The organism is Chroococcus sp. FPU101, assembly GCF_017312365.1.
Classification (GTDB): Bacteria; Cyanobacteriota; Cyanobacteriia; order Cyanobacteriales; family Microcystaceae; genus Chroococcus.
In genome coordinates, this window is record NZ_BLJI01000047.1 from 1 (window position 1) to 21832 (window position 21832).

19 protein-coding genes are annotated in these 21832 nt (G+C 39.0%); 9 read left to right on the forward strand and 10 right to left on the reverse strand.

What is annotated here, in order from left to right; all coding sequences use genetic code 11:
* The 3 genes from CFPU101_RS25750 to uvrB form a co-directional block, all read right to left on the reverse strand.
* On the reverse strand, positions 1-503 hold a 503-nt coding region (locus CFPU101_RS25750; RefSeq protein WP_307730473.1), incomplete at its 3' end, for a universal stress protein.
* Positions 427-1731 carry a cation:proton antiporter gene (locus tag CFPU101_RS22625; RefSeq protein ID WP_242578196.1) on the reverse strand — a complete coding sequence of 435 codons (1305 nt, stop codon included), beginning with the start codon at positions 1729-1731 and terminating at the stop codon, positions 427-429. The genes CFPU101_RS25750 and CFPU101_RS22625, both read right to left, overlap by 77 nt.
* 174 nt (positions 1732-1905) lie before the next feature.
* A complete protein-coding gene (gene uvrB, locus CFPU101_RS22630; RefSeq protein WP_206817814.1) occupies positions 1906-3909 on the reverse strand; it encodes an excinuclease ABC subunit UvrB in 2004 nt (667 codons plus the stop codon).
* A 151-nt stretch (positions 3910-4060) separates the two neighbouring features.
* Between uvrB and CFPU101_RS22635 the strand changes: the two genes are divergently transcribed.
* From CFPU101_RS22635 to CFPU101_RS22645, 3 genes are all read left to right on the forward strand, one after another.
* Complete coding sequence (locus tag CFPU101_RS22635) at positions 4061-4486, forward strand: hypothetical protein (RefSeq protein ID WP_206817816.1); 426 nt, start codon at positions 4061-4063, stop codon at positions 4484-4486.
* A gap of 279 nt (positions 4487-4765) precedes the next feature.
* Positions 4766-6871: an adenylate/guanylate cyclase domain-containing protein gene (locus tag CFPU101_RS22640; protein WP_206817817.1), complete on the forward strand. Its 2106-nt coding sequence runs from the start codon at positions 4766-4768 to the stop codon at positions 6869-6871.
* Positions 6871-8325 (forward strand): mechanosensitive ion channel family protein, encoded by a 1455-nt coding sequence (locus CFPU101_RS22645; RefSeq protein ID WP_242578198.1) that lies wholly within the window; start codon positions 6871-6873, stop codon positions 8323-8325. Before CFPU101_RS22640 ends, CFPU101_RS22645 begins: the two co-directional genes overlap by 1 nt.
* Here CFPU101_RS22645 and CFPU101_RS22650 read toward each other — a convergent pair.
* The 5 genes from CFPU101_RS22650 to coxB form a co-directional block, all read right to left on the reverse strand.
* Positions 8322-8921, reverse strand: coding sequence for a Uma2 family endonuclease (locus CFPU101_RS22650; RefSeq protein ID WP_206817818.1), 600 nt, complete (start codon positions 8919-8921; stop codon positions 8322-8324). The two genes, CFPU101_RS22645 and CFPU101_RS22650, sit on opposite strands and share 4 nt — an antisense overlap.
* A gap of 9 nt (positions 8922-8930) precedes the next feature.
* A complete protein-coding gene (locus tag CFPU101_RS22655; protein ID WP_206817819.1) occupies positions 8931-9395 on the reverse strand; it encodes a DNA phosphorothioation-associated protein 4 in 465 nt (154 codons plus the stop codon).
* A 110-nt stretch (positions 9396-9505) separates the two neighbouring features.
* Positions 9506-10129: a heme-copper oxidase subunit III gene (locus CFPU101_RS22660; protein WP_206817820.1), complete on the reverse strand. Its 624-nt coding sequence runs from the start codon at positions 10127-10129 to the stop codon at positions 9506-9508.
* Positions 10130-10194: 65 nt separating this feature from the next.
* The gene (gene ctaD / locus CFPU101_RS22665; RefSeq protein WP_206817821.1) at positions 10195-11862 is read right to left on the reverse strand and encodes a cytochrome c oxidase subunit I; all 1668 of its coding nucleotides are present in this window, start codon (positions 11860-11862) and stop codon (positions 10195-10197) included.
* 15 nt (positions 11863-11877) lie between these two features.
* Complete coding sequence (gene coxB / locus CFPU101_RS22670; protein WP_206817822.1) at positions 11878-12828, reverse strand: cytochrome c oxidase subunit II; 951 nt, start codon at positions 12826-12828, stop codon at positions 11878-11880.
* Between the two features lie 284 nt (positions 12829-13112).
* Here coxB and CFPU101_RS22675 point away from each other — a divergent pair, with 284 nt between their 5' ends.
* The 4 genes from CFPU101_RS22675 (at position 13113) to CFPU101_RS22690 (ending at position 16507) form a co-directional block, all read left to right on the forward strand.
* Positions 13113-14045, forward strand: coding sequence for a heme A synthase (locus CFPU101_RS22675; protein WP_206817823.1), 933 nt, complete (start codon positions 13113-13115; stop codon positions 14043-14045).
* A gap of 3 nt (positions 14046-14048) precedes the next feature.
* A complete protein-coding gene (locus tag CFPU101_RS22680) occupies positions 14049-14981 on the forward strand; it encodes a heme o synthase (RefSeq protein WP_206817825.1) in 933 nt (310 codons plus the stop codon).
* 150 nt (positions 14982-15131) lie between these two features.
* Positions 15132-15905, forward strand: a complete 774-nt coding sequence (locus CFPU101_RS22685) for an amino acid ABC transporter ATP-binding protein (protein ID WP_206817827.1) — start codon at positions 15132-15134, stop codon at positions 15903-15905.
* An 80-nt stretch (positions 15906-15985) separates the two neighbouring features.
* A complete protein-coding gene (locus CFPU101_RS22690) occupies positions 15986-16507 on the forward strand; it encodes a pre-peptidase C-terminal domain-containing protein (protein ID WP_206817829.1) in 522 nt (173 codons plus the stop codon).
* On the opposite strand, the gene CFPU101_RS22695 is transcribed toward CFPU101_RS22690, so the two are convergent.
* On the reverse strand, positions 16479-17087 hold the full coding sequence (locus tag CFPU101_RS22695; RefSeq protein WP_206817831.1) for a class II aldolase/adducin family protein: 609 nt from the start codon (positions 17085-17087) through the stop codon (positions 16479-16481). The two genes, CFPU101_RS22690 and CFPU101_RS22695, sit on opposite strands and share 29 nt — an antisense overlap.
* A 137-nt stretch (positions 17088-17224) precedes the next feature.
* Between CFPU101_RS22695 and CFPU101_RS22700 the strand changes: the two genes are divergently transcribed.
* Both CFPU101_RS22700 and CFPU101_RS22705 read left to right on the forward strand, forming a co-directional pair.
* Complete coding sequence (locus tag CFPU101_RS22700; RefSeq protein WP_206817833.1) at positions 17225-18850, forward strand: peptide chain release factor 3; 1626 nt, start codon at positions 17225-17227, stop codon at positions 18848-18850.
* Positions 18851-18971: 121 nt separating this feature from the next.
* Positions 18972-20831, forward strand: coding sequence for an ABC transporter ATP-binding protein (locus CFPU101_RS22705; protein ID WP_206817835.1), 1860 nt, complete (start codon positions 18972-18974; stop codon positions 20829-20831).
* Between the two features lie 57 nt (positions 20832-20888).
* Here CFPU101_RS22705 and CFPU101_RS22710 read toward each other — a convergent pair.
* The coding region (locus CFPU101_RS22710; protein WP_277988794.1) for a Calx-beta domain-containing protein at positions 20889-21832 on the reverse strand (944 nt) is incomplete at its 5' end.

Consider the following 21832-nt stretch of genomic DNA (forward strand, 5'->3'; position numbering starts at 1 on the left):
TTTTTCAATAATTGGTATAATTCATTCTGTTTTTTATTGATAAAAACAGCAACATCAATAGGAGAAGTATTCAAAATTTTCCCCACTCGTCCCCCTAAACGATTATCACTAAAAGCTGGTCGATGCCAACCTACTAATACTAAATCTACTTTATTCGCTAAAGCTGTATTAGCAGTTTCTAATGGAACATCATTAGAAATTCTGATAATTGGTTGTACAATTTTTCTGAATTCGGGTGGTTCTAAAGTTTGAATTAAATCTTCTAGGATTTGTTTTTTTTGCTGAATTAATTGAGCAGCCGCTTCTGGTGTACTTTGATATAAGTAGTCTTCTTCTAATTCCACTAAACTAAGAGGATAAACAATTGATTGATTTAATCCTCCAATTGCTACGGCAACTTGTAATAAAGCCTGTTGCGTTTGGGGATTAGCAACAGGAACTAAAATAGAATAAGTTGTGAATATTAGATAACTTTTGTTCTGATAATTCTTCTTTAATAATATCTTTTCTAATTAATGCTTTAGGGTAGGTTTTTTCGAGTAAAGGTGAGGTCATGAAAGTCGTCATTAATGCCATAATAACTAGCATGGTAAATAAAAGAGGAGAAATTACACCAAAACTTAAACCAATATTTAAGACAATTAATTCAGTTAAACCTCTGGTATTCATCATCCACCCCAAAGCGGAAGCCTCTCTTTTAGGAATTTGACAAACTCTAGCCGCTATATAAGTTCCGACATATTTTCCAGCAATAGCCACCGCTACCACTAAAGCACAAAGTAGCCAAGTTTGAGGATTATTCAATAAGCCTATTTCGGTTTGTAAACCACTATAAGCAAAGAAAATCGGTAAGAGAAATATTAAAACAAAATCTTCGGTTTTTTCGGCTAATTCTTTGACTAAACCAGGATGTTTAGGGAGGGCAGCCCCTAATAAAAATGCACCAAAGATTAAATGAATTCCAATATATTCGGTAATGAGTGCTGATACGACAACACCCATATAAATTCCCGCTAAAACAAATTGAGTTAATTTACCAGAACGTTGATAGTGAGTTGCTAATTTATTCAGTAGCCAACGTACTGCCATTAACATAAAAACAATGTAAATAATTGATTCGATAATGGTCGGAATTGCCCCGATCATGCTATTTGTACGAGTAACGGCGATCGATACTGCTAATAAACACCATGCAGTTACATCATCAACGGCGGCACAGGTTAAGGCAAGGATACCTAATCGAGTTTTTTGTAAGTTATTTTCGGTGATAATCCGCGCTAAAACTGGAAAAGCTGTGATTGACATAGCAGAGCCTAAAAATAGCGCAAAAGCCGTAAAATTAACGGTCTTATTAGAAAGAATTGGATATAAAATTAGAGCTAGTATACTACCTAAAGAAAAAGGAACTACAATACTGACATGAGAAATCAAAATCGCTGTATTAAGTTGTCCTTTTAAATAGCTTGGATTCAGTTCAAAGCCTATCAAAAACATAAAAAAGATTAAACCAATTTGAGATAAAACATTTAAAAATGGTAAAGTTGCGCTTGGAAATAAAATCGCGCTAAGCTCAGGTGAAATCAACCCTAATAATGAAGGGCCTAACATAATTCCAGCTACAATTTCTCCAATGACTAACGGCTGTTTTAACCAGCGACAGACTAGCCCCATGAGTCGGGATAATCTGCTCACAAGCACCACTTGAACTAGCACTAAAACAACAGTTTGCATAGATTGTTAATATTTTTTAAAGATTGATTGAAAGAAAATAACTGTGACTGCTACAAGTATAAAAGTAATTTCTAATTCTTGAGCAATTAATTAAATAACTTGTAAGGGTTTGAATGTTAAACCCTCATCAATTTCTTAAGTTTTTTGTAATCCTAAACACAAAAATTACAAAACTTATTTTCTCCCTAAAAGTTTATCGCGTAAATTTTGAATGCGATCGCGATATTTAGCCGCTTCTTCATACTCTAGTTTTTTGGCTGCATCTTTCATCTTAGCCTCTAGTTGTTCAATTAATTCGGGAATTTTTTCTAAAGGGATCTCACCCACTTTTTCCGATATTTCTTCTAATTGTTGGGCATTTAAACGACGAGAAATATCTAAAAAGGCCAAAATTGAATTACTTTCTACTTTCTTGTCAATCGGCTGAGGTGTTATCTGATGTTCTTCGTTATATTCCATCTGAATAGCACGTCTTCTTTCCGTTTCTTGAATCGCTTTGAGCATACTATCAGTTAGATTATCTGCATATAAAATAGCTTGTCCTCTAATATGACGTGCAGCGCGTCCAATGGTTTGAATTAAGGATCTTTCTGCTCTTAAAAAACCTTCTTTATCAGCATCCATAATTGCCACTAAAGAGACTTCGGGTAAATCTAACCCCTCACGCAATAAATTAACCCCAATTAAGACATCAAACTCACCTTTTCTGAGAGATTGTAAAATTTCAATTCTTTGAATGGCATGAATTTCAGAATGTAAATATTGTACTTTAATACCTCTTTCTTGGAAATATTCCGTTAAATCTTCTGCCATCCGTTTCGTTAATGTCGTAATTAAAACCCTTTCTCTAAGCTTAATTCGATCTTTGATTTCCCCTAATAAGTCATCCACTTGTCCATCAGTAGAACGCACGAAAATCTCTGGATCTAAAACCCCAGTTGGACGGATAATTTGTTCAGCAACTCGATCTTCTGATTGCTCAATTTCCCAGTTTCCAGGAGTCGCCGAAACAAAAATACATTGGCTGACTTTTTCCCAAAATTCCTCAGCCTTTAGAGGGCGGTTATCTGCGGCACTCGGAAGACGGAAACCATGATCGATTAATACTTTTTTGCGAGATTGATCCCCATTATACATACCTCTAATTTGCGGTATGGTGACATGAGATTCATCGATCACTAATAGCCAGTCTTTAGGGAAATAATCAACTAAACATTCGGGGGGTTCACCTGCTTTTCGTCCTGCTAAATAACGCGAATAATTTTCCACTCCATTACAATAACCCACCTCTCTGAGTAATTCTAAATCATAGCGTGTGCGTTGTGACAATCGTTGTGCTTCTAGTAATTTTCCTTCTTTTTCTAACTTTTCGACTTGCTCTTTTAACTCTTGGGCAATTTCTTCGCAAGCTTGCTCTAGCTGTTCTTCTGGGGTAACAAAGTGACGTGCTGGATAAATATTAATTTTGTCTAAACTTTGTAAAACTTCACCAGTAATTGGATCAATGTAACGAATTGAATCTATTTCATCCCCAAAAAAGTCCGCCCGAATAATTCGATCTTCATAAGCTGGAACAATTTCTAAAACATCTCCTTTAACGCGAAAATTTCCCCGTTTTAGATCTATATCATTACGGGTATATTGGACAGTTGCTAAATCTCGTAATAATTGGCGTTGATCGACTTCTCTACCAATAGCTAAAGGAATAGCCGCTTTTAGGTATTCGGCGGGCATCCCTAACCCGTAAATACAACTAATTGAAGCCACGACGATGACATCTTTTCGCTCAAATAAAGAACGGGTCGCCGAGTGACGTAACATATCGATTTCTTCGTTAATTGAGGCGGTTTTTTCGATATAGGTATCACTAACGGGGATATAAGCTTCGGGTTGATAATAATCGTAATAGCTAATAAAATATTCAACAGCATTATTAGGGAAAAATTGTCGTAACTCATTACACAACTGTGCTGCTAATGTTTTATTATGGGCGAGAACCAGTGTCGGTTTACCAATCTTTTCAATAACAGCAGCGACTGAAAACGTTTTCCCCGTTCCAGTTGCACCCAGAAGTGTCTGAAAACGATGCCCTTGCTCTAATGATTCGGTTAATTTTGCGATCGCACTTGGCTGATCCCCAGTTGGTTGAAACGGTGCTTGTAGTTGAAATAAACTCATAATTATTGCCGATATTACAAACGCTTATCAAGAATTGGGAAGGAAAGGTGTATCTTTATAGTAGGCAGGATTATAAAAAGATCATTAAACAAGCCTGAAAACGAAAAAAGTATTCAAACTATTCTTAGGATGAGCGAAGGAGAGATAGTCAATGACTGTAGAAAAACTAGAATCTAACGGTAATTCTAGCCCAGCCGACGAGGAAAAAGCGACGACCTCAAGAGCTAAAACGGCGGCTAAAACCAGTAAAGCTAAAGAAGAAGTGGTAGCGTTATCGGTTAAAAATGCAGATGACGAAAAAGGATTAAAGTTAGCCCATGGTTCTGCGGCTTTACCAGGTAACCGTCCAGTAGAAGCGAGCCACCTTCATATTATCAGCACTTACAGATCAGTTGGTGGAATGCGTCCCGTTACAGCGAGTGGCATGGAAGTCAGTGGAACCCTAGCCATTTCTGGAAATCGTCCCATTGCAGCCAGCCATTTACAGGTTCATGAAACCTATACCGTAATGGGTAATCGTCCAGTAGCATCCAATGAAATTGATGATCCAGCCGCTTTAATGGGGTTTTTGGACTAAATTTGCAAATAAATACAAAATATCGCTGATTAGTCCTCGTCTCTCACGGGGACTTTATTATGTGTTTTAAATGTCGCCTCATCTCTATCATCATTGAATCCTAAAAAATAAGATAAAATCTTCAAGATAACTGCCATCGAATTTAATTAGTACATCTCAACTATTATACGATTTATTTTACTGTTTGTGTTCAAGCTTCAAATGTTAGTGTTTTAATCATTCAGTGACTATAAAATGTCTTTTTTCAATCAACTGAGTCTTCAATCAAAAATTTTGACAATGCTAGTGTTGGCAACACTTCTATCAATACTACTGACGGGCATCTTGAGTTATTACACAGGAGAAACATCCTTAAAAGAAACTGCCATTAATCAACTTGTTAGCGCACGGACTGGAAAAGCTGACGAAATCGAATCTTATTTTAAGTTTACCGAAAATCATGTCCTAACCATGAGTGAAGCAACGATGGTGATTGACGCGATTAAAGGTTTTAAAAACGTATATCAAAAATTAGATAGTACCCCATTAAAACCCGAACAAAAACAAAACTTATTAGAATATTATCGTAAAAAATTTATTCCACGATTAGCTCGCAACGTATCGGGTAACCCAATTGCTGAAACCTACTACCCGAATACACCTGCTGCTGAGTATCTTCAGTATCATTACATCGCAGCAAATCCTAACCCCCTTAGGGAAAAGTATAAGTTAGACAATGCCAAAGATGGGAGTGAGTATAGTACACTACATCAAAAATACCACAGTCGCTTTAGAAATATTGCCGACAAAATGGGATACTATGATATCTTTTTAGTCGATATTGATACGGGTACCGTTCTCTACACCACTCAAAAAGAAGTTGATTTCGGCACCAATTTAAAACTCGGCCCCTATGCAGGTAGTAATTTAGCACAAGCTTATCAACAGACGCTGCAATCAAGAGATCCCTATTTTGTCAAAACAATCGATTTTGCTTCCTATCGTCCTACCTATGGCAAACCATCTGGCTTTATTACTACCACCGTTTTTGATGGAGATAATTTCATTGGGGCCTTAATTTTTCAGTTGTCTTCAGAACGCATCAATCAAGTCATGACGAGTCACCAAAAATGGGAAGAGGTTGGGCTTGGTGAAACAGGTGAAACGTATCTCATAGGACAAGATTTTCTGTTACGTTCTGCACCTCGTCTTTTTTTAGAAAACGCCGAAAAGTACTATGAAACTTTGACAAAAAATAACATTCCTTTAGAAGAAGTCCGACAAATTCAAAACCTAGAATCACCGCTTTTAGTACAGAAAGTAGAAACCGAAGCCGTTAAACGTGCCTTAAATGGTGAAACAGGAACAGCATTGTATTCAGATTATCGGCAAGTACCCGTCTTAGGAGCCTTTGCACCTGTTGAATTAGGTGATTTTAAATGGGCCTTGGTTGCCAAACAGGATCAAAAAGAGGTCTTTAAAGGCGTTCGAGATTTGTTTAACCGCCTTATGGCTAGTACTGCTATACTGATTCCACTCTTTACGTTAGGAGCGATTTTCTTTGCGCGTTTATTAGCCCATCCCATTAATAAATTGATTGCAGCAACCAAAAAACTAACGGCAGGTGAGACGGATGTTCAAGTCAAGATTAACTCTAAAGATGAAATTGGAGAACTTGCTGACTCTTTTAATCAAATGGCCCTGATGATTCGCAGTAAAGAAGAAATGGTGACGCAAAAAATCGCAGAAAACGAGCGTTTACTGTTAAATATTTTACCTGCGCCCATTGCCAAACGTCTCCAAAGTGGTGAACAAGATATTGCCGATAGTTTCCCGAATGTTACGGTACTTTTTGTCGAAATCGAAGGTTTTAACGAACTTTCGCGGGATCTTTCACCTGACCAAGCTGTCACACTATTAAATGAATTAGTCAGTAACTTCGATGAAACGGCGGAACTTTATGGAGTCGAAAAACTAAAAACCATTGGTGAATCCTATCTTGCGGTTTGTGGTCTATCCGTTCCCAGAGTTGACCACGCTAAAAGAATGGTTGACTTTGCTCAAGCATTGCTGAAAACGATACGGCGTTTTAATCAAAAACAAAATGCTAATCTTAATTTAGATATTGGGATTCACTCAGGCCCAGTGGTTGCGGGAATTGTCGGTAAAACCAAATTTATCTATGAATTATGGGGTGAAACGATGACCGTAGCGAAAGCCATTCACAGTACACCCGAACAAAATATCATTCAAGTTAGCCAATCTGTTTATAACGCTCTCCAAGGATTATATTACTTTGAACCTCTAAAAGAAGTAGAAGTCAAAGGTAAAGGTAAAATTTCTGTTTGGTCTGTTCATCCCCTTGATTCATCCCTGGTTCTTGGGGAAAATGTGGAGGTGAAGTAATGATGAATGGTTTATTTGACCTTAGTAATCAGTTATTTTGGATGTTGGTCGTTGCTGTGGGATTTCCCTTAGCCACCATTTTTTTAGGCGAAATCAATCTACGTTTGCGACGTGCCAAACATCCTTTGTTTACTCCGTTGAGTAATCTACGAAATTTAATTTTACCGACGCTAACTCTTTTTCTGTTGCTGTCGAAAGTGATGGGTTTAGCAAGAGATACAGTTGGGGTCAGGATTTCGGAAACTCTATTATGGATAGCTGTTATCTATACGACTCTTAGTATCGTCAATGTGATTCTTTTTGAAGATGCTCAAGAGGGAACTTGGCAAGCGAATGTCCCCAAATTATTTTTAGATTTAAGCCGATTTTTTCTGGTTTTAATTGGAACCGCTATTGTTTTATCAAGTGTTTGGCAAGCGGATTTAGGCGGATTATTGACTGCTTTGGGTGTCGGCTCTTTAGTAATTGGTCTTGCACTCCAAGATAGCTTAAGCAATATCTTTTCGGGGATTGCTTTATTATTTGAACGACCGTTCAAATTAGGAGATTGGATACAAGTTGACGATACTTTGGGTAAGGTTGTCCAAATTACTTGGCGTTCCGTCCATTTACAGACCAAAAGTGATGATATTGTAATTGTTCCTAACTCAGAATTAGCGGGAGGCACCCTAAAAAATCATAATCGCCCTATTTCGGTTTATCAGATTAAGGTAGAGTTAGGCTTTTCTTATGATGATCCACCTAATAAAATTAAGCAAATTATGATACAAACGGCATTAGAAACAGAAGGGGTATTAGCTGAACCACCTCCTTTAGTTCTAACTTCAGCCTATGCCGATTTTACGATTAATTATCAAGTGTTATTTTATGTGAGTGACTATAGTCAAGAATTGAGTGTGCGCGATCGTTTTATGACTCGTGTCTGGTATGTTGCAAAAAGATACAATCTCAACATTCCTTATCCCATTGCTGCCGAGTATCAATATCAATCGGCTACACCCACTCCAAAAATGTTAGCAGACATCGCTAAAAAAACGCTGATGCAGATTCCCTCTTTAAATCAATTTGGTTCGGAAATGCTAGACACTCTAAGTAAAAAGGGAACTTGGCTAGATTTTGCTAGAGGTGAATTTGTGATTTTAGAAGGTGAATCTTTACGGGGTTTATATCTCATTATTTCGGGGATTGCAGAAATTCTCGTAACTGATCAAACGGGACAAAAACAAATTATTGGACAATTAGAAACTGGTGAATTATTTGGTGAAAAAGCATCTTTAATTTGTGAGCAAATTAGCGATGTTTGTGTGTTAGCGGTTGAAGATTTGCAGGTACTATTACTCGATAAAAGTACTTTACAAACGCTCTTAGAACAATCACCTCGTTTATCTTATGAAATTGGTGAGATTATGGAATTACGCCGCCGCGCTGTTAATTCTGTCTTAAATGCCGCTTAAAATTCTAGTTCGGCAAACAGTTCAGCTACAGCCATTTGAAAACCTGGAATAATATTTTCACCATCTAAGATATCTTGAGAAGTTAAAAAACCGTCAGGTTTAGGAGAATGATAAATTAATACATATTCTTCTTCTGGATTAATCACCCAAACTAATTTTGTATCATTATCAAAATATTCAATAATTTTGTTATGAATTTCTTCCACGGTATTACTAGGGGAAAGAACTTCTACTGCTAAATCGGGTGAACCTTGCCAAAAACCTCGCGGTAATTTTTTCAGTCCTTGTAATCGTTCTTTAGCAATAAATGATACATCTGGCGAGCGTTTATTACCTGTTTTTAGAGTAAAAGCTGTACTAGAATCAAACATCAATCCTAGTTTATGAATTCGCACATAATTACCTAAAATAATCATTAAAAGACTTGTAATATAACCATGTTCTGCACCAGAATTACTCATAACTAACTCACCATTTACGATTTCATATTGATTTCCATCATCGGGTAAAGCCATAAAAGCTTCATCAGTCCATTGTTGATGAAGGGTTTCTTCTGAACTAGCCTCAGTTACTATTTTTTCCGTTGAAAGTGTCATAAAGCCCCCTTATAAAAATCGTCTTAAATCAAATTCCTCATTAGATTTTTGTGTTTTAAATCTTTGAGTCTTTAAAATCAATAATAAGCGTTCCGTATAATCGACAGAACCCTTTAAATCTTCTTGCAGTTGTTCTAACCCACCATTGGCATATTCTTCAAAAATTTGAATTCTTTGTGCTTCAGCTTCAAGATGATAAACAGAAAGAATCTGAGGATCTTTTGTGGTCGTAATTGCCATGAGCTTTATTAAACTATCATAACCGCGTGAAATAAAAATTTCTGAACTAATTGGCGCGGGTTCCTTGGCTACTTGTTCGACAGGGACTCGTTTTTGATAGTTTACCCCTAAAGCAGCCGCAAAAGCGATCGCATCTGCATAAGTTTGGAATGGCCCAGAATTTCCATTAAAATCCACTAATGTTTGCACGAATTCGGCTTTATCTCTCGCAATTCTGACCCGATGAATCGACATAGACCCGTTTACTATCTATTTCCTCATTCATCATAGGCCAGCAACCCCAAAAATGTCGAAAAAATAGAGACGCTTTGACACGTCTCTTTATTTAATATTTCAAAGTATCTCTATAGCAAATACACCAAAATAAATAGAATCACCCAAACCACATCAACAAAGTGCCAATATAGTTCAGCCGCTTCTACCCCAAAATGAGATTGACTTGAATAATGTCCGCTTTCTCTAGAACGCCACAGAACCGCTAAAATCAGGAGTAAACCTAACGTTACGTGTAAACCGTGAAAACCCGTCAAAACATAAAAGAAACTGGCAAAAAGATTCGTTTTTAAGCCAAACTCTAAATGAAAATATTCATACCCTTGACCGAGTAAGAAAATAATTCCCATTAAAGCAGTTAAGCCAAACCAAAGTTTTAAACCCGAAACATCATTTTTTCTAATCGCGCTTTGTCCTTGGTGCATGACAAAACTACTCGCAATTAGAATAATGCTATTGATGCCAGGTAACAGCAATTCGCGTTCGGGGGTGCCTTCAGGGGGCCAAACCTGTGATGTAGAACGAAAAATCAAATAGGCTGTAAATAAACCTAAAAAGATGGCACTTTCAGCAATTAGAAAAGTTACCATACCAAACATTCGTAGGTCTTGATGTGCGCCATGATGACCGTTAGCCGACCCATCTTGATGATAATCTAACGCTAATTTGGCTTCATCGATCGCTGAACTCTGCATAACTTCATTTTTCCCTATTTTTAATATTAGGGGTGGGACGAAAAAGCCCACCATTTATCACTTTTCTATTTAGATTCCGCGCTGACTTCTGCGAGAAGTTCTGAGACTGATGCTTCTTGTAGTTCTTCTGTATCAATCCCATAATCATAGGGTTTAGCCCAGAGAATCGGTGCTTCCTCAAAGTTTTCAATAATTGGGGGTGATGAGGTTTGCCATTCTAAGGTTAACGCACGCCAAGGGTTACGACCTGCTTTCTCACCATTAAACACACTCATAATAAAATTGAGGGCAAAGGGTAACGCCGCAATCCCCATCATATAAGCCCCAATGGTACTAAGCTGGTTAAGTCCTTGGAATTGTGGGTCATAGAGTGCCACACGTCGGTTCATTCCCATTAATCCAAGTTCGTGCATCGGCATAAAGGTTAGGTTTAGCCCGACAAAGGTCAGAATAAAATGAATTCTACCGAGGGTTTCATTCATCATGCGACCCGTCATCTTAGGATACCAATGATAAATACCCGCAAATAAACCTAGAACTGAACCACCAAACAGCACATAGTGGAAGTGACCCACGACAAAATAAGTATCATGGACATGGATATCAAAAGGAACCGATGCGACCATAATTCCAGTGATTCCACCAATGAGGAAAGAAGACAGAAAACCAATTGCAAATAGCATCGAACTATTTAAACTGAGTTTACCGCCCCAAATCGTTGCACACCAGCTAAATACCTTAACGCCCGTTGGTACAGCAATTAACATCGTTGCTGCCATAAAGAACATCCGTAACCAACCCGGTGTACCACTGGTAAACATATGGTGCGCCCAGACAATTAGACCTAAGAAACAAATTGCTAGACTAGAATATGCGATCGCACGATAACCGAAAATCGGTTTACGGGCATGAACGGGTAATACTTCTGAGATAATGCCAAAAAATGGCAAAATCATGATGTATACGGCGGGATGGGAATAAAACCAGAACAAATGTTGATAAACTACAGGATCTCCGCCCCCTGTTGGATTAAAAAAGTGAGTTCCAGCCAACAGATCAAAAGAAAGAAGAATTAGGGCGGCGGCTAAAACAGGGGTTGACAAAAGGATCAAAGTAGACGTGGCTAACATCGCCCAACAGAATAGGGGCATACTGTGGATATCCATATCGGGCATCCGCATTTTAAGAATGGTCGTCAAAAAGTTAATCGCCCCCAAAATGGATGACGTTCCACCCCCTAACAAACTTAAAATCCAGATTTCTTGACCCCATTTTCCCGTCATCAGACTCAACGGAGGGTAGGAAGTCCAACCCGCTTGGGGCGCACCCACCGCAAAACTCATCAGTAGTAAAATACCACCGATGGGGAACATCCAAAAAGCCACCGCATTGAGTCGCGGAAAAGCCATATCTTCAGCCCCAATCATTAGTGGAATCAGATAATTCGCAAACCCCGCACCTGCTGGAACAATCCATAAAAAGATCATGACTGTTCCGTGCATCGTGAGAAACTGATTATATAGATCTGGAGCGACAAAATCAGGATTAGGGGTAGCAAGTTCAGTACGGAGAACTTCGGCAAAAGAACCGCCAAAAGCAGCGAAAATGAAAGATACTACCAGATATTGAATACCAATCACTTTGTGATCCGTATTAAAAGTAAAATAATCGATCAACTTCCGTTCTTTGTGGTGGGGAGTTGGCTGAGTTTTTGTGACTTCGGCTGTCGTCATAAGAATTAAAAAGCGTTATTCGTGTTGGTGTTCAGAATGAAGTGATAAAAGAACATCTGAAGATATGCCCATTTCTTTAGCGTAGGGGGCTAGATATTCTTCGTTAGATAGTGTCGTGGTGTTCACAGCAACTTTTTCGGTGTCGGCGGTTTCTGCGGGGGCGGGTGCATTCGCTTGTACCCACTTCTCGAAATCTTCCGCACTTTCTACAGCAAAGGTTGATTTCATACCACCATGATAAGCCCCACAAAGTTCAGCGCAGATGATGGGATAGGTTCCAATGAGATTCGGTGTAAAACCAAGTGTTGTTTCTCTACCTGGAATGACATCTTGTTTAAGACGTAATTGAGGTACCCAAAACGCATGAATCACGTCACCTGCTGCCATTTGAAGTTGAACGGGACGATTAACAGGAACATGAAGTTCACCTGAAACAATTCCCGTATCAGGATAGGTAAAAATCCATGCGTATTGAATTCCGTTGACATTAACCCTCAATGGTAACCCTTCTCCTGTTGCATCTATGGAGGGGCCAATACCTAAAGCCATCATATGATGATGACCTGCCATTGCTACCTGAGAAGGTGCATTATTGCGCGATGCAACTGGATCGAGTCCACCTAGATTATTGTAAACTTCAAAACTATAAACGGACAGGATAAAAACAATAACAGTGGGAATCGCTGTCCAGAGAATTTCTAAAGGGACATTTCCTTCAATGGCTGGCCCATCAGTTTGATCGCCCTTGCGTCTGCGAAAGCTAATTACACAATAGATTAAAACGCCTTCAATGAGCAAAAATAGCCCCGTACCGATGGTCATCATCAAGTTAAAAATATTATCTACCTCCTGTGCATCCTTTGAAGCAGCAACAGGTACTAACCCGTGATTTTGACCGTACCAAAGGCTAACGAGAGTCAAAACAATACCGATAACTAGAGTAAGGATACTCGATGGAATTTTCACGGTCTTCTTATCAATTTAATTTAGTCCTATATATCACGGTAAAGCAATCTTCTGGGAATAACTGAAGTCGAATGAACATTCTCGATATATTTTTATATTTTCTTTGGGATCATTGAAGTTACGGGATCTCTGATTTAAGGTTAATATTAATTATTGTTAAGAATATTGAGGTAAATCTGAAGAATATATAAAGGGTTGTAGCAAAGCCCAAAAAATTCATTCAGATTGGTAAATAGGAGGTGAAAACCTTCAAAGGAAGTGAGAGGACGACAACGAGATAAATTATGACCGAATCAGTTCTTCAGCATCAGACAAGGCTGACGCAGAACCCATCACCTAATGCGATCGTTTGGATACGTCGCTTAGTGTGGAAAATAGCGATCGCAACTCTGTTACTCATGGCTGTGGGAAGTGCAACACGGGTCATGAATGCGGGTTTAGCTTGTCCTGACTGGCCGTTATGTTATGGGCAACTTGTCCCCAGTCAGCAAATGAATTTACAAGTTTTCTTAGAATGGTTCCATCGCCTAGATGCCGCCTTAATTGGTGTTAGTACAATCGCATTAGTTGGCTTATCCGTCTGGTTTAGGTCAATCTTACCGAAATGGCTACCTTGGGCTTCACTCTTGGCTTTAGGGCTAATCGTCTTCCAAGGTGTACTAGGGGGGTTAACCGTCACTCAACTGCTGAGATTTGATATCGTGACCGCCCATCTAGGAACCGCTCTACTATTCTTTGCTACACTGATTATTATTGCTATCAATCTGACTCCCTATCAAGGAACTGGTGTCGCGCATCAACTGAAATGGTTTGGATTAACCGCAGCCGTTTTAATCTATCTACAAAGTTTACTCGGTGGTTTGGTCGGATCGCGTTGGGCTGTTCATCAGTGTTTAGCGACATCTCAACTCTGTATCGTCATGAATAGCCACTTGTTAGGTGTCATTCCCGCTACTCTGAGTACACTCATTGTTGTCTATCTATCTTGGCGCACACCTGGTTTACATCCAAACTTGCGAAAACTAGCTTATAGTGCAGGGAGTTTAGTATTTCTACAGATTCTCCTCGGGGTTGCAACGCTACGATTACACTTACAAGTCGAACCTTTGACCGTCGCTCATCATACCGTAGGTGCCGCATTATTCGGTACTTTGGTCGCCTTTACAGCCCTCTCCTTACGGGATCGGCTGATCCTTATCTTACCCAAAATGGTGTGAATAATGACAGTTACCAATGCTTCCCGTCTTCATGACAATTTTTTACAAGTTATTAAAAGTTATTACCAACTCACAAAACCTCGAATCATTCCCCTACTTTTGATTACGACTGCTGCCGCTATGTGGATCGCGTCGCAAGGTAGGATTGATTCATTTATCTTTTGTATCACGCTTTTGGGTGGCACTTTAGCTGCTGCTTCAGCCCAAACCTTAAATTGCATCTACGATCAAGACATTGACTATACCATGCTCAGAACGCGGGCGCGTCCCATTCCATCAGGACGAGTTCAACCGCGTCACGCTCTCATTTTTGCCATTGTTCTAGCTTCTTTATCCTTTAGCCTATTGACTCTGTTTGTTAACCTGCTGAGTGCGTTTTTAGCCCTCTCTGGCATTATTTTTTATATGCTGATCTACACCCATCTGCTTAAGCGTCACAGCCCCCAAAATATTGTAATAGGTGGTGCAGCAGGGGCCATTCCAACCCTAGTTGGTTGGGCCGCAGTAACAGGTGAACTCAGTTGGACTGCCTGGGCTTTATTTGCGCTGGTTTTCCTCTGGACTCCGCCGCATTTTTGGGCTTTAGCATTAATGATTAAAGATGATTATGCTCAAGTCAATATTCCGATGATGCCAGTCGTTGAAGGAGAAGAATCAACCAGTCAACAAATTTGGTGGTATACGCTGATTGTGGTGCCATTTTCCCTCGTTTTAGTCTATCCTTTGGGATCATTGGGAATTATTTATACTGCGATCGCTCTCTATCTCGGTGCCAATTTCCTCTTTAAAGCATGGGACGTGAAACAGCATCCCTTTGATAAAGATAAAGCGCGATCGTTGTTTAAATATTCCATTCTCTACATGATGTTACTTTGTACGGGAATGGTCATCGATAGTTTACCCATCTCTCATCATTTAATCAGTGTGATCTGGTAAATTATTTCGTTTGCGTACTGATAGGGGAGTATTTCAGCTTGAACTTAATTGCCGTCTTACTTCCCTAAACGGTTTTCTAAAAACAGAAGTGGTCTAGCGGGTGTCCTCTTGCACCATCTAAGATAGAAAATATCTTTACTTGATTCCTCAATGACGCAATTTGACCCTAGCCCTAGCAATTCCGCAACAGAACCGATTATTATTGCTCAAGATGTAGAAAAATGGTACGGTAATGGCTTTCATGCCCTCAAAGGGGTTAGCTTAAAGGTTTATAAAGGGGAAGTCGTGGTGATTATGGGGCCATCGGGTTCAGGAAAATCGACCTTTATTCGGACTTTTAACGCCCTAGAACCGTTTCAGAAAGGTACCATTACGGTTGATGGGATCAAACTGACCCACAATTTAAAAAATATTGATACGATTCGTAGTGAAGTGGGAATGGTTTTTCAACAATTTAACCTATTTCCCCATCTAACAGTAATGGATAATGTCAAGTTAGGCCCGATTTATGTACGCGGTTGGAATCAAAAAAAATCGATAGAAATTGCCACACAACTTTTAGAAAGGGTGGGCATTCTCCATCAAGCAAAAAAATATCCGAATCAACTTTCGGGAGGGCAACAACAACGAGTAGCGATCGCACGTGCTTTAGCCATGCAGCCTAAAGTCATGTTATTTGATGAACCCACCTCAGCCCTTGATCCAGAGATGATTAAAGAAGTATTAGACGTAATGCGGGGTTTAGCAGATTCTGGAATGACAATGGTTTGTGTGACTCATGAAGTCGGTTTTGCAAAAGAAGTAGCGGATCGACTTGTTTTTATGGCTGATGGTCTATTGATTGAAGATACCACACCCGACGTATTTTTTAATAACCCAAATCATGAACGGACTAAAAAGTTTTTATCACAGATTTTGCACTAATCTATAGGTATCGTAAGGGTTTGGTAACCAAACGCCCTACAGTCTTATCCAAAATCTAGATTAAAAATAAACAAAAATCAATGAATCAATTCTCTCAAATCTATCACGCTCAATTAGTTGGTGGAAAAACTTGGCGAGTTTCGGTCATTCCAGAGAATTTAGCGATCGATTTTGATCTCTATATCTTCGATCCCCAAGGAAACGAAATAGCCAAAGATGCTAGTAATGAACCTGATGCTTACTGTACCTTTACCAGTTTAATCGATGGGGTCTATCAGTTTAAAGTCGAATCCCCTGATGAGTCTTGTGCTTTTACGATTAAAGTTGATCCTGTTTCGATTCTGTTCTCACGCTTATATCATCATCGCTTACCCAGTGGCACGTCTTGGAGTGTGGCAGTAATTCCTAGTGAGCCTAATGTTGATTTTAACCTGTATATCGAATCCCCAGAAGGTGAACAATTAACCCAAGATAGTAGCCCTAATGCAGATGCCTATTGTACATTCACTACGACTGTCGAAGGGGTGTATAGTTTTCGGGTTGAATCATTAAAAGGAGTCAGTGACTATAATTTCAAATTACAACCGCTTTCAAATAGTTAATAAGTAAGTCCCCTGCTTCATCTAAACTTTTACCAAAAGCGATAATTCCTTCTTCATGACCTTTCATGACTAAAATTTGGGCTTTTAATAAATTAGCTTCTTGACATAAACGGATAATTTCTTTAGCCATTTCTGGAGTGCCGTATGCTATTTCTCCCGAAGTCGTCGGAACTTGATCCATTAATTGTCGCCAGAGTTTTAAATGATGAACATGAATAATTCCCTTAATTTCGGAATTAGCTTCATAAATTGCGGCATGAGTCAAAGATTCCGAAGACGCTTGAATTGGGCCAAAACAGGTTAAATAATTTTTTTCCCAATCATAATCGCTCACAGTTGTATAATGCTGCTCATTAAGCGTTGTTAGATGTCCTGTTTGCGTTCCAGAAACAATAAACTCTAATGAATTTCTTTTTCTAATACTAATGTTGCCAAAACCAATCCCATTTTCATATTGACCAATCAAACCTAGTTGAAATAGTTTTGTTCTCCACTGATTGATATTTTTTAGGGTTACTGGAGGTAAAGCATTTTCTTGAATCCAGTTACAGTGATACTTAGTGTATCCTTCATCGAACATAAATGGTCATTCTCCACTAATTAAATCTAATCGGAGTCTAAAGGTAGTGGTATCTCTAGTCAATCGTGTTAAAAATAACACCTAAAAGGGTCAAAAATAGCTAATCTAGTAGAGGAAAGCCAAAACAAAAGCCACCAATGTCAAACGAGATCACCGTCGATATTGAAAATGCTGTAGAAAAGCGGCGTAATTTTGCCATTATTTCTCATCCAGACGCGGGAAAAACCACTTTAACCGAAAAACTGTTACTTTACGGGGGCGCAATTCATCAAGCGGGCGCAGTCAAAGCCAGACGAGATCAACGAAAAGCGACTTCTGACTGGATGGAAATGGAAAAACAACGGGGAATTTCCATCACTTCTACAGTTTTGCAATTTGAATATGATGATTTTCAGATTAATCTCTTAGATACCCCCGGTCACCAAGATTTTAGTGAAGATACCTATCGAACTTTAGCGGCTGCCGATAATGCAGTCATGCTGATTGATGCGGCAAAAGGCTTAGAACCCCAAACCCGTAAGCTTTTTGAAGTTTGTAAGATGCGAGAATTACCCATCTTCACATTTGTTAATAAGATGGATCGTCCTGGACGAGAACCCCTAGAATTATTGGACGAAATCGAACGAGAATTAGGTTTACAGACTTATGCAGTAAATTGGCCGATTGGAATTGGGGATCGCTTTGCAGGAGTATTTGATCGTCGTGATCAGAACATCCATCTTTTTGAACGACGCGAACACGGAAGCAGAGAAGCACAAGAAACGGTGATCCCACTCGGTGATCCCCGCATCGAACAATATTTACCCCAAGATCTCTACTATCAGCTAAAAGAAGATATTGAATTACTCGCAGAACTCGGATCAGAATTAGATCTAGAAATGGTTCACGCGGGACAAATGACCCCAGTCTTTTTCGGGAGTGCGATGACCAATTTTGGCGTACAACTGTTCTTAGATGCGTTTCTCGACTATGCCCTTAAACCCATTGGTCGTCAATCTTCAATTGGTATTGTTGATCCGACTTACCCTGAATTTACAGGTTTTGTTTTTAAACTACAAGCGAATATGGATCCAAAACATCGAGATCGAGTTGCTTTTGTACGGGTTTGTACAGGAAAATTCGAGAAAGATATGGTTGTGAATCATGTTCGTACTGGTAAAACGGTTCGTTTGTCAAGACCTCAGAAATTATTTGCTCAAGATCGTGAATCAATCGAGGAAGCGTATCCAGGGGATGTTATTGGTTTGAATAATCCAGGGGTATTTGCGATCGGCGATACGATTTATGTAGGGAGTAAGCTAGAATACGAAGGAATTCCATGTTTTTCGCCAGAATTGTTCGCTTATCTTAAAAATCCTAACCCATCGAAGTTTAAGCAGTTTCAAAAAGGAATTCAAGAACTTCAAGAAGAAGGGGCAGTACAAATTATGTACTCAACGGATGATTTTAAACGAGAACCAATTTTAGCGGCAGTCGGACAATTACAGTTTGATGTCGTACAGTTTCGGATGTTGAGTGAATATGGAGTAGAAACACAGGTGGAATTATTACCCTACAATGTGGCGCGTTGGGTGAAAAATGGCTGGAGTGCAGTAGAAAAAGCAGGACGCTTATTTAATTGTATGACGGTGAAAGATAACTGGAATCGCCCCGTATTGTTATTTAAGAATGAATGGAATCTTAATCAAATTATTGAAGATCATCCAGAATTAGAATTAAGTAATATTGCTCCCGTTGGTTCTGGTCTTCAACCTGATAAATAATAGGGGAAAAGGTTTAAGGGTTTATCCTTTCGCCTTCCCTCAAACCTAAATAGGTAGATTTAATCGTTCTTCTATCTTGGAATCAGTTAGAATTCTTTTAATTAGAAAGAATTAAGTAAACATGGGCGACACAGTTTTAGATGTTCGTAATTTATCTGTAGAATTTAAAAACGAGAATCAGATAACCCTAGCCGTTGATGAGATTAGTTTTAGTCTAGAACAGGGAAAAATTTTAGGCATTGTGGGTGAGTCGGGTTCAGGAAAATCGGTCACCTCTTTAGCTATTATGGGTTTGATCCCTCGCCCTGGTAAAATTAGTAGCGGTGAAATCTGGTTTAGCCCTGCAAAAGCACAAAACTCCTCAAAAGTCAATCTTTTAGGTTTGGCTCAAGACCAATTACGACACTATCGGGGTGGGGAAATTGCTATGATTTTCCAAGAACCGATGAGTTCATTAAATCCTGTGTATAATATCGGTTTTCAGATTACTGAAGCCATTCAACTGCATCAAAAGAATATTACCCTTGAACAAGCCAAAAATCAAGCGATCGCACTTCTTCAAGAAGTTAGACTACTTCCGTCTGACGAACAGCTAGAACAACAATATATAGCTAATAAAATCTCTAATTTACCCGTCAAAACCTATATTCAACAACAAAAAGAAGCGATTTTAAAACGCTATCCTCACGAATTATCGGGTGGACAATTGCAACGGGTGATGATTGCAATGGCGATTTCTTGTGACCCTACTATCTTAATCGCAGATGAACCAACAACCGCATTAGATGTAACCGTTCAAAAAGAAATTTTAAGACTATTGCGGGAACTGTGCAAAAGTGAACGGAATATGTCGATGATTTTTATTTCTCATGATTTAGGGGTGATTAATGAAATTGCTGATACAGTCGCGGTGATGTATCAAGGTAAAATAGTCGAACGCAATAATAAAGAAACAATTTTACATCATCCCCAACATCCCTATACAAAAGGGTTAATTGCTTGTCGTCCTCATTTGACTGAATTACCCGAAAAATTATTAACGGTTAGTGATTTTGTGGTGTTAGAAAAAGACTCCCAAGGTCAAGTCATTTCTTTAACTGAGAAACAACCACCCGAAATTAGATTTATTTCATTAGAAGAAGAACAACAAAGAATTTTAGAAATTGAGAAAAACGATAATTTACTATTAGTCAAAAACCTATCGGTTAAATTTCCAGTTAAAGGTATTTTTGGACAGAGTAAAAGCTTTTTTAAGGCTGTAGATCATGTGAGTTTTCAGGTCAAAGCGGGAGAAACTTTAGGTTTAGTCGGTGAATCTGGATGCGGTAAATCAACATTAGCCAGAACAATTTTAAAATTAATTCCTGCAACAGAAGGCGAAATATATTTTAATCAAGAGAAGATTTCAGATTGGTCAGCAAGTCATTCAAAACTACGTTTATTGCGTCAAAAAATGCAAATCGTTTTCCAAAATCCCTATAATTCTTTGAATCCTCGCCTCACGATTGGAAAAGCAATCTTAGAACCGATGGTTATTCATCAAAAAGAAGGAAGTGAGCGAAAAAGACGAGAAAGAGTAGCGTATTTATTAGAGAGAGTTAGACTAAATCCGAATTGGTTTAATCGTTATCCTCATCAATTATCGGGTGGACAAAGACAAAGAGTTTGTATTGCAAGAGCTTTAGCATTAAATCCTCAATTTATTGTCTGTGATGAATCCGTTTCCGCGTTAGATGTTTCTGTACAAGCAGAAGTCTTGAACTTATTGAAAGAATTACAACAGGATTTTCAACTCACTTATATTTTTATTTCCCATGATTTAAGTGTAGTCAGATTTATGAGCGATCGTATTATCGTCATGAACAAAGGTAAAATCGCCGAAGAAGGAACCGCCAAAGAGATTATTAATCATCCTAAAGAAGATTATACTAAGCGGTTAATTGCCTCGATTCCTAAATTTGAAAAACCCAATTTGAATTAGTAAAGACGCGATAGCTCACGTCTCTACAATATTATTAATCGTGTTTTTGCAAAATGATTAACTGACGAAAATATCTTCGTTAGTCAAAGCTAAACCCGTATTGAGAGTTGCAAACTGTATCGCTGCTGTTGCACCTATTCCATCCCTGTCAAACAACAACGCACCAGTCGCACTATTGTAAATAATACGATGACTCGCCGCAGTAGCAGACGCACCAATGATAAATTGCTCAGACGACAAAAGTTCACCTTCAATTAATCCACCACCAAAACCCGAAGCCGAAACGACAATTAAATCATCATCTGGCGTAAAATTAGTAATGCGCTCGTTTCTGTCATAGGGACTAGAGAAGGTCAAGGAATCAGCATCAGAGCTTCCTGTTAGAGGATCATTAGCGTTAGTTGCTATCTGAGCCGATGCAAAATCATCATTAAGAATTGTTCCCGTTACAGGTATAGTGGTGTCAATCGTGTAGCCACTGCCACTTGCTAGAGTAAAGATGACAGTTTCATTAGGTTCGACGCTGGTATCATCTTTGGGGCTAACTGTAATTCGAGCCGTCGCTGAGTTAGCCACAAAAGTGACGGTATTCCCATTATCGCCAAAGTCAGCATAGTCACCCCCTTCGACGGCTGTACCACTACGGGTAAAGTTCACTGTTAGAGGTGAGGTTAGACTCCCAGTACGAGTAAAAGTATAAATGAAAGTGCCTGAACCATCTTCGGTAACGCTAGATGGAGAAACTGCTAGAGTAACACGTGGTAAAGTGCTAGTCCCATCATCGTTAAGAATGGTTCCCGTGACGGGTGTTGTCGTACCAATCGTGTATCCTGTACCACTTTTCAGAGTGAGTGCTACAGTTTCATTGGGTTCGACTACTGTATCACCTGTCGGGTTAACTGTAACTCTAGCAGTAGCCGAGTTAGCCGCAAAAGTTACATTTGTACCAATATTAGCGTAGTCAGTGCCTCTAGTCGCTGTTCCAGTAATACCATAGTTCA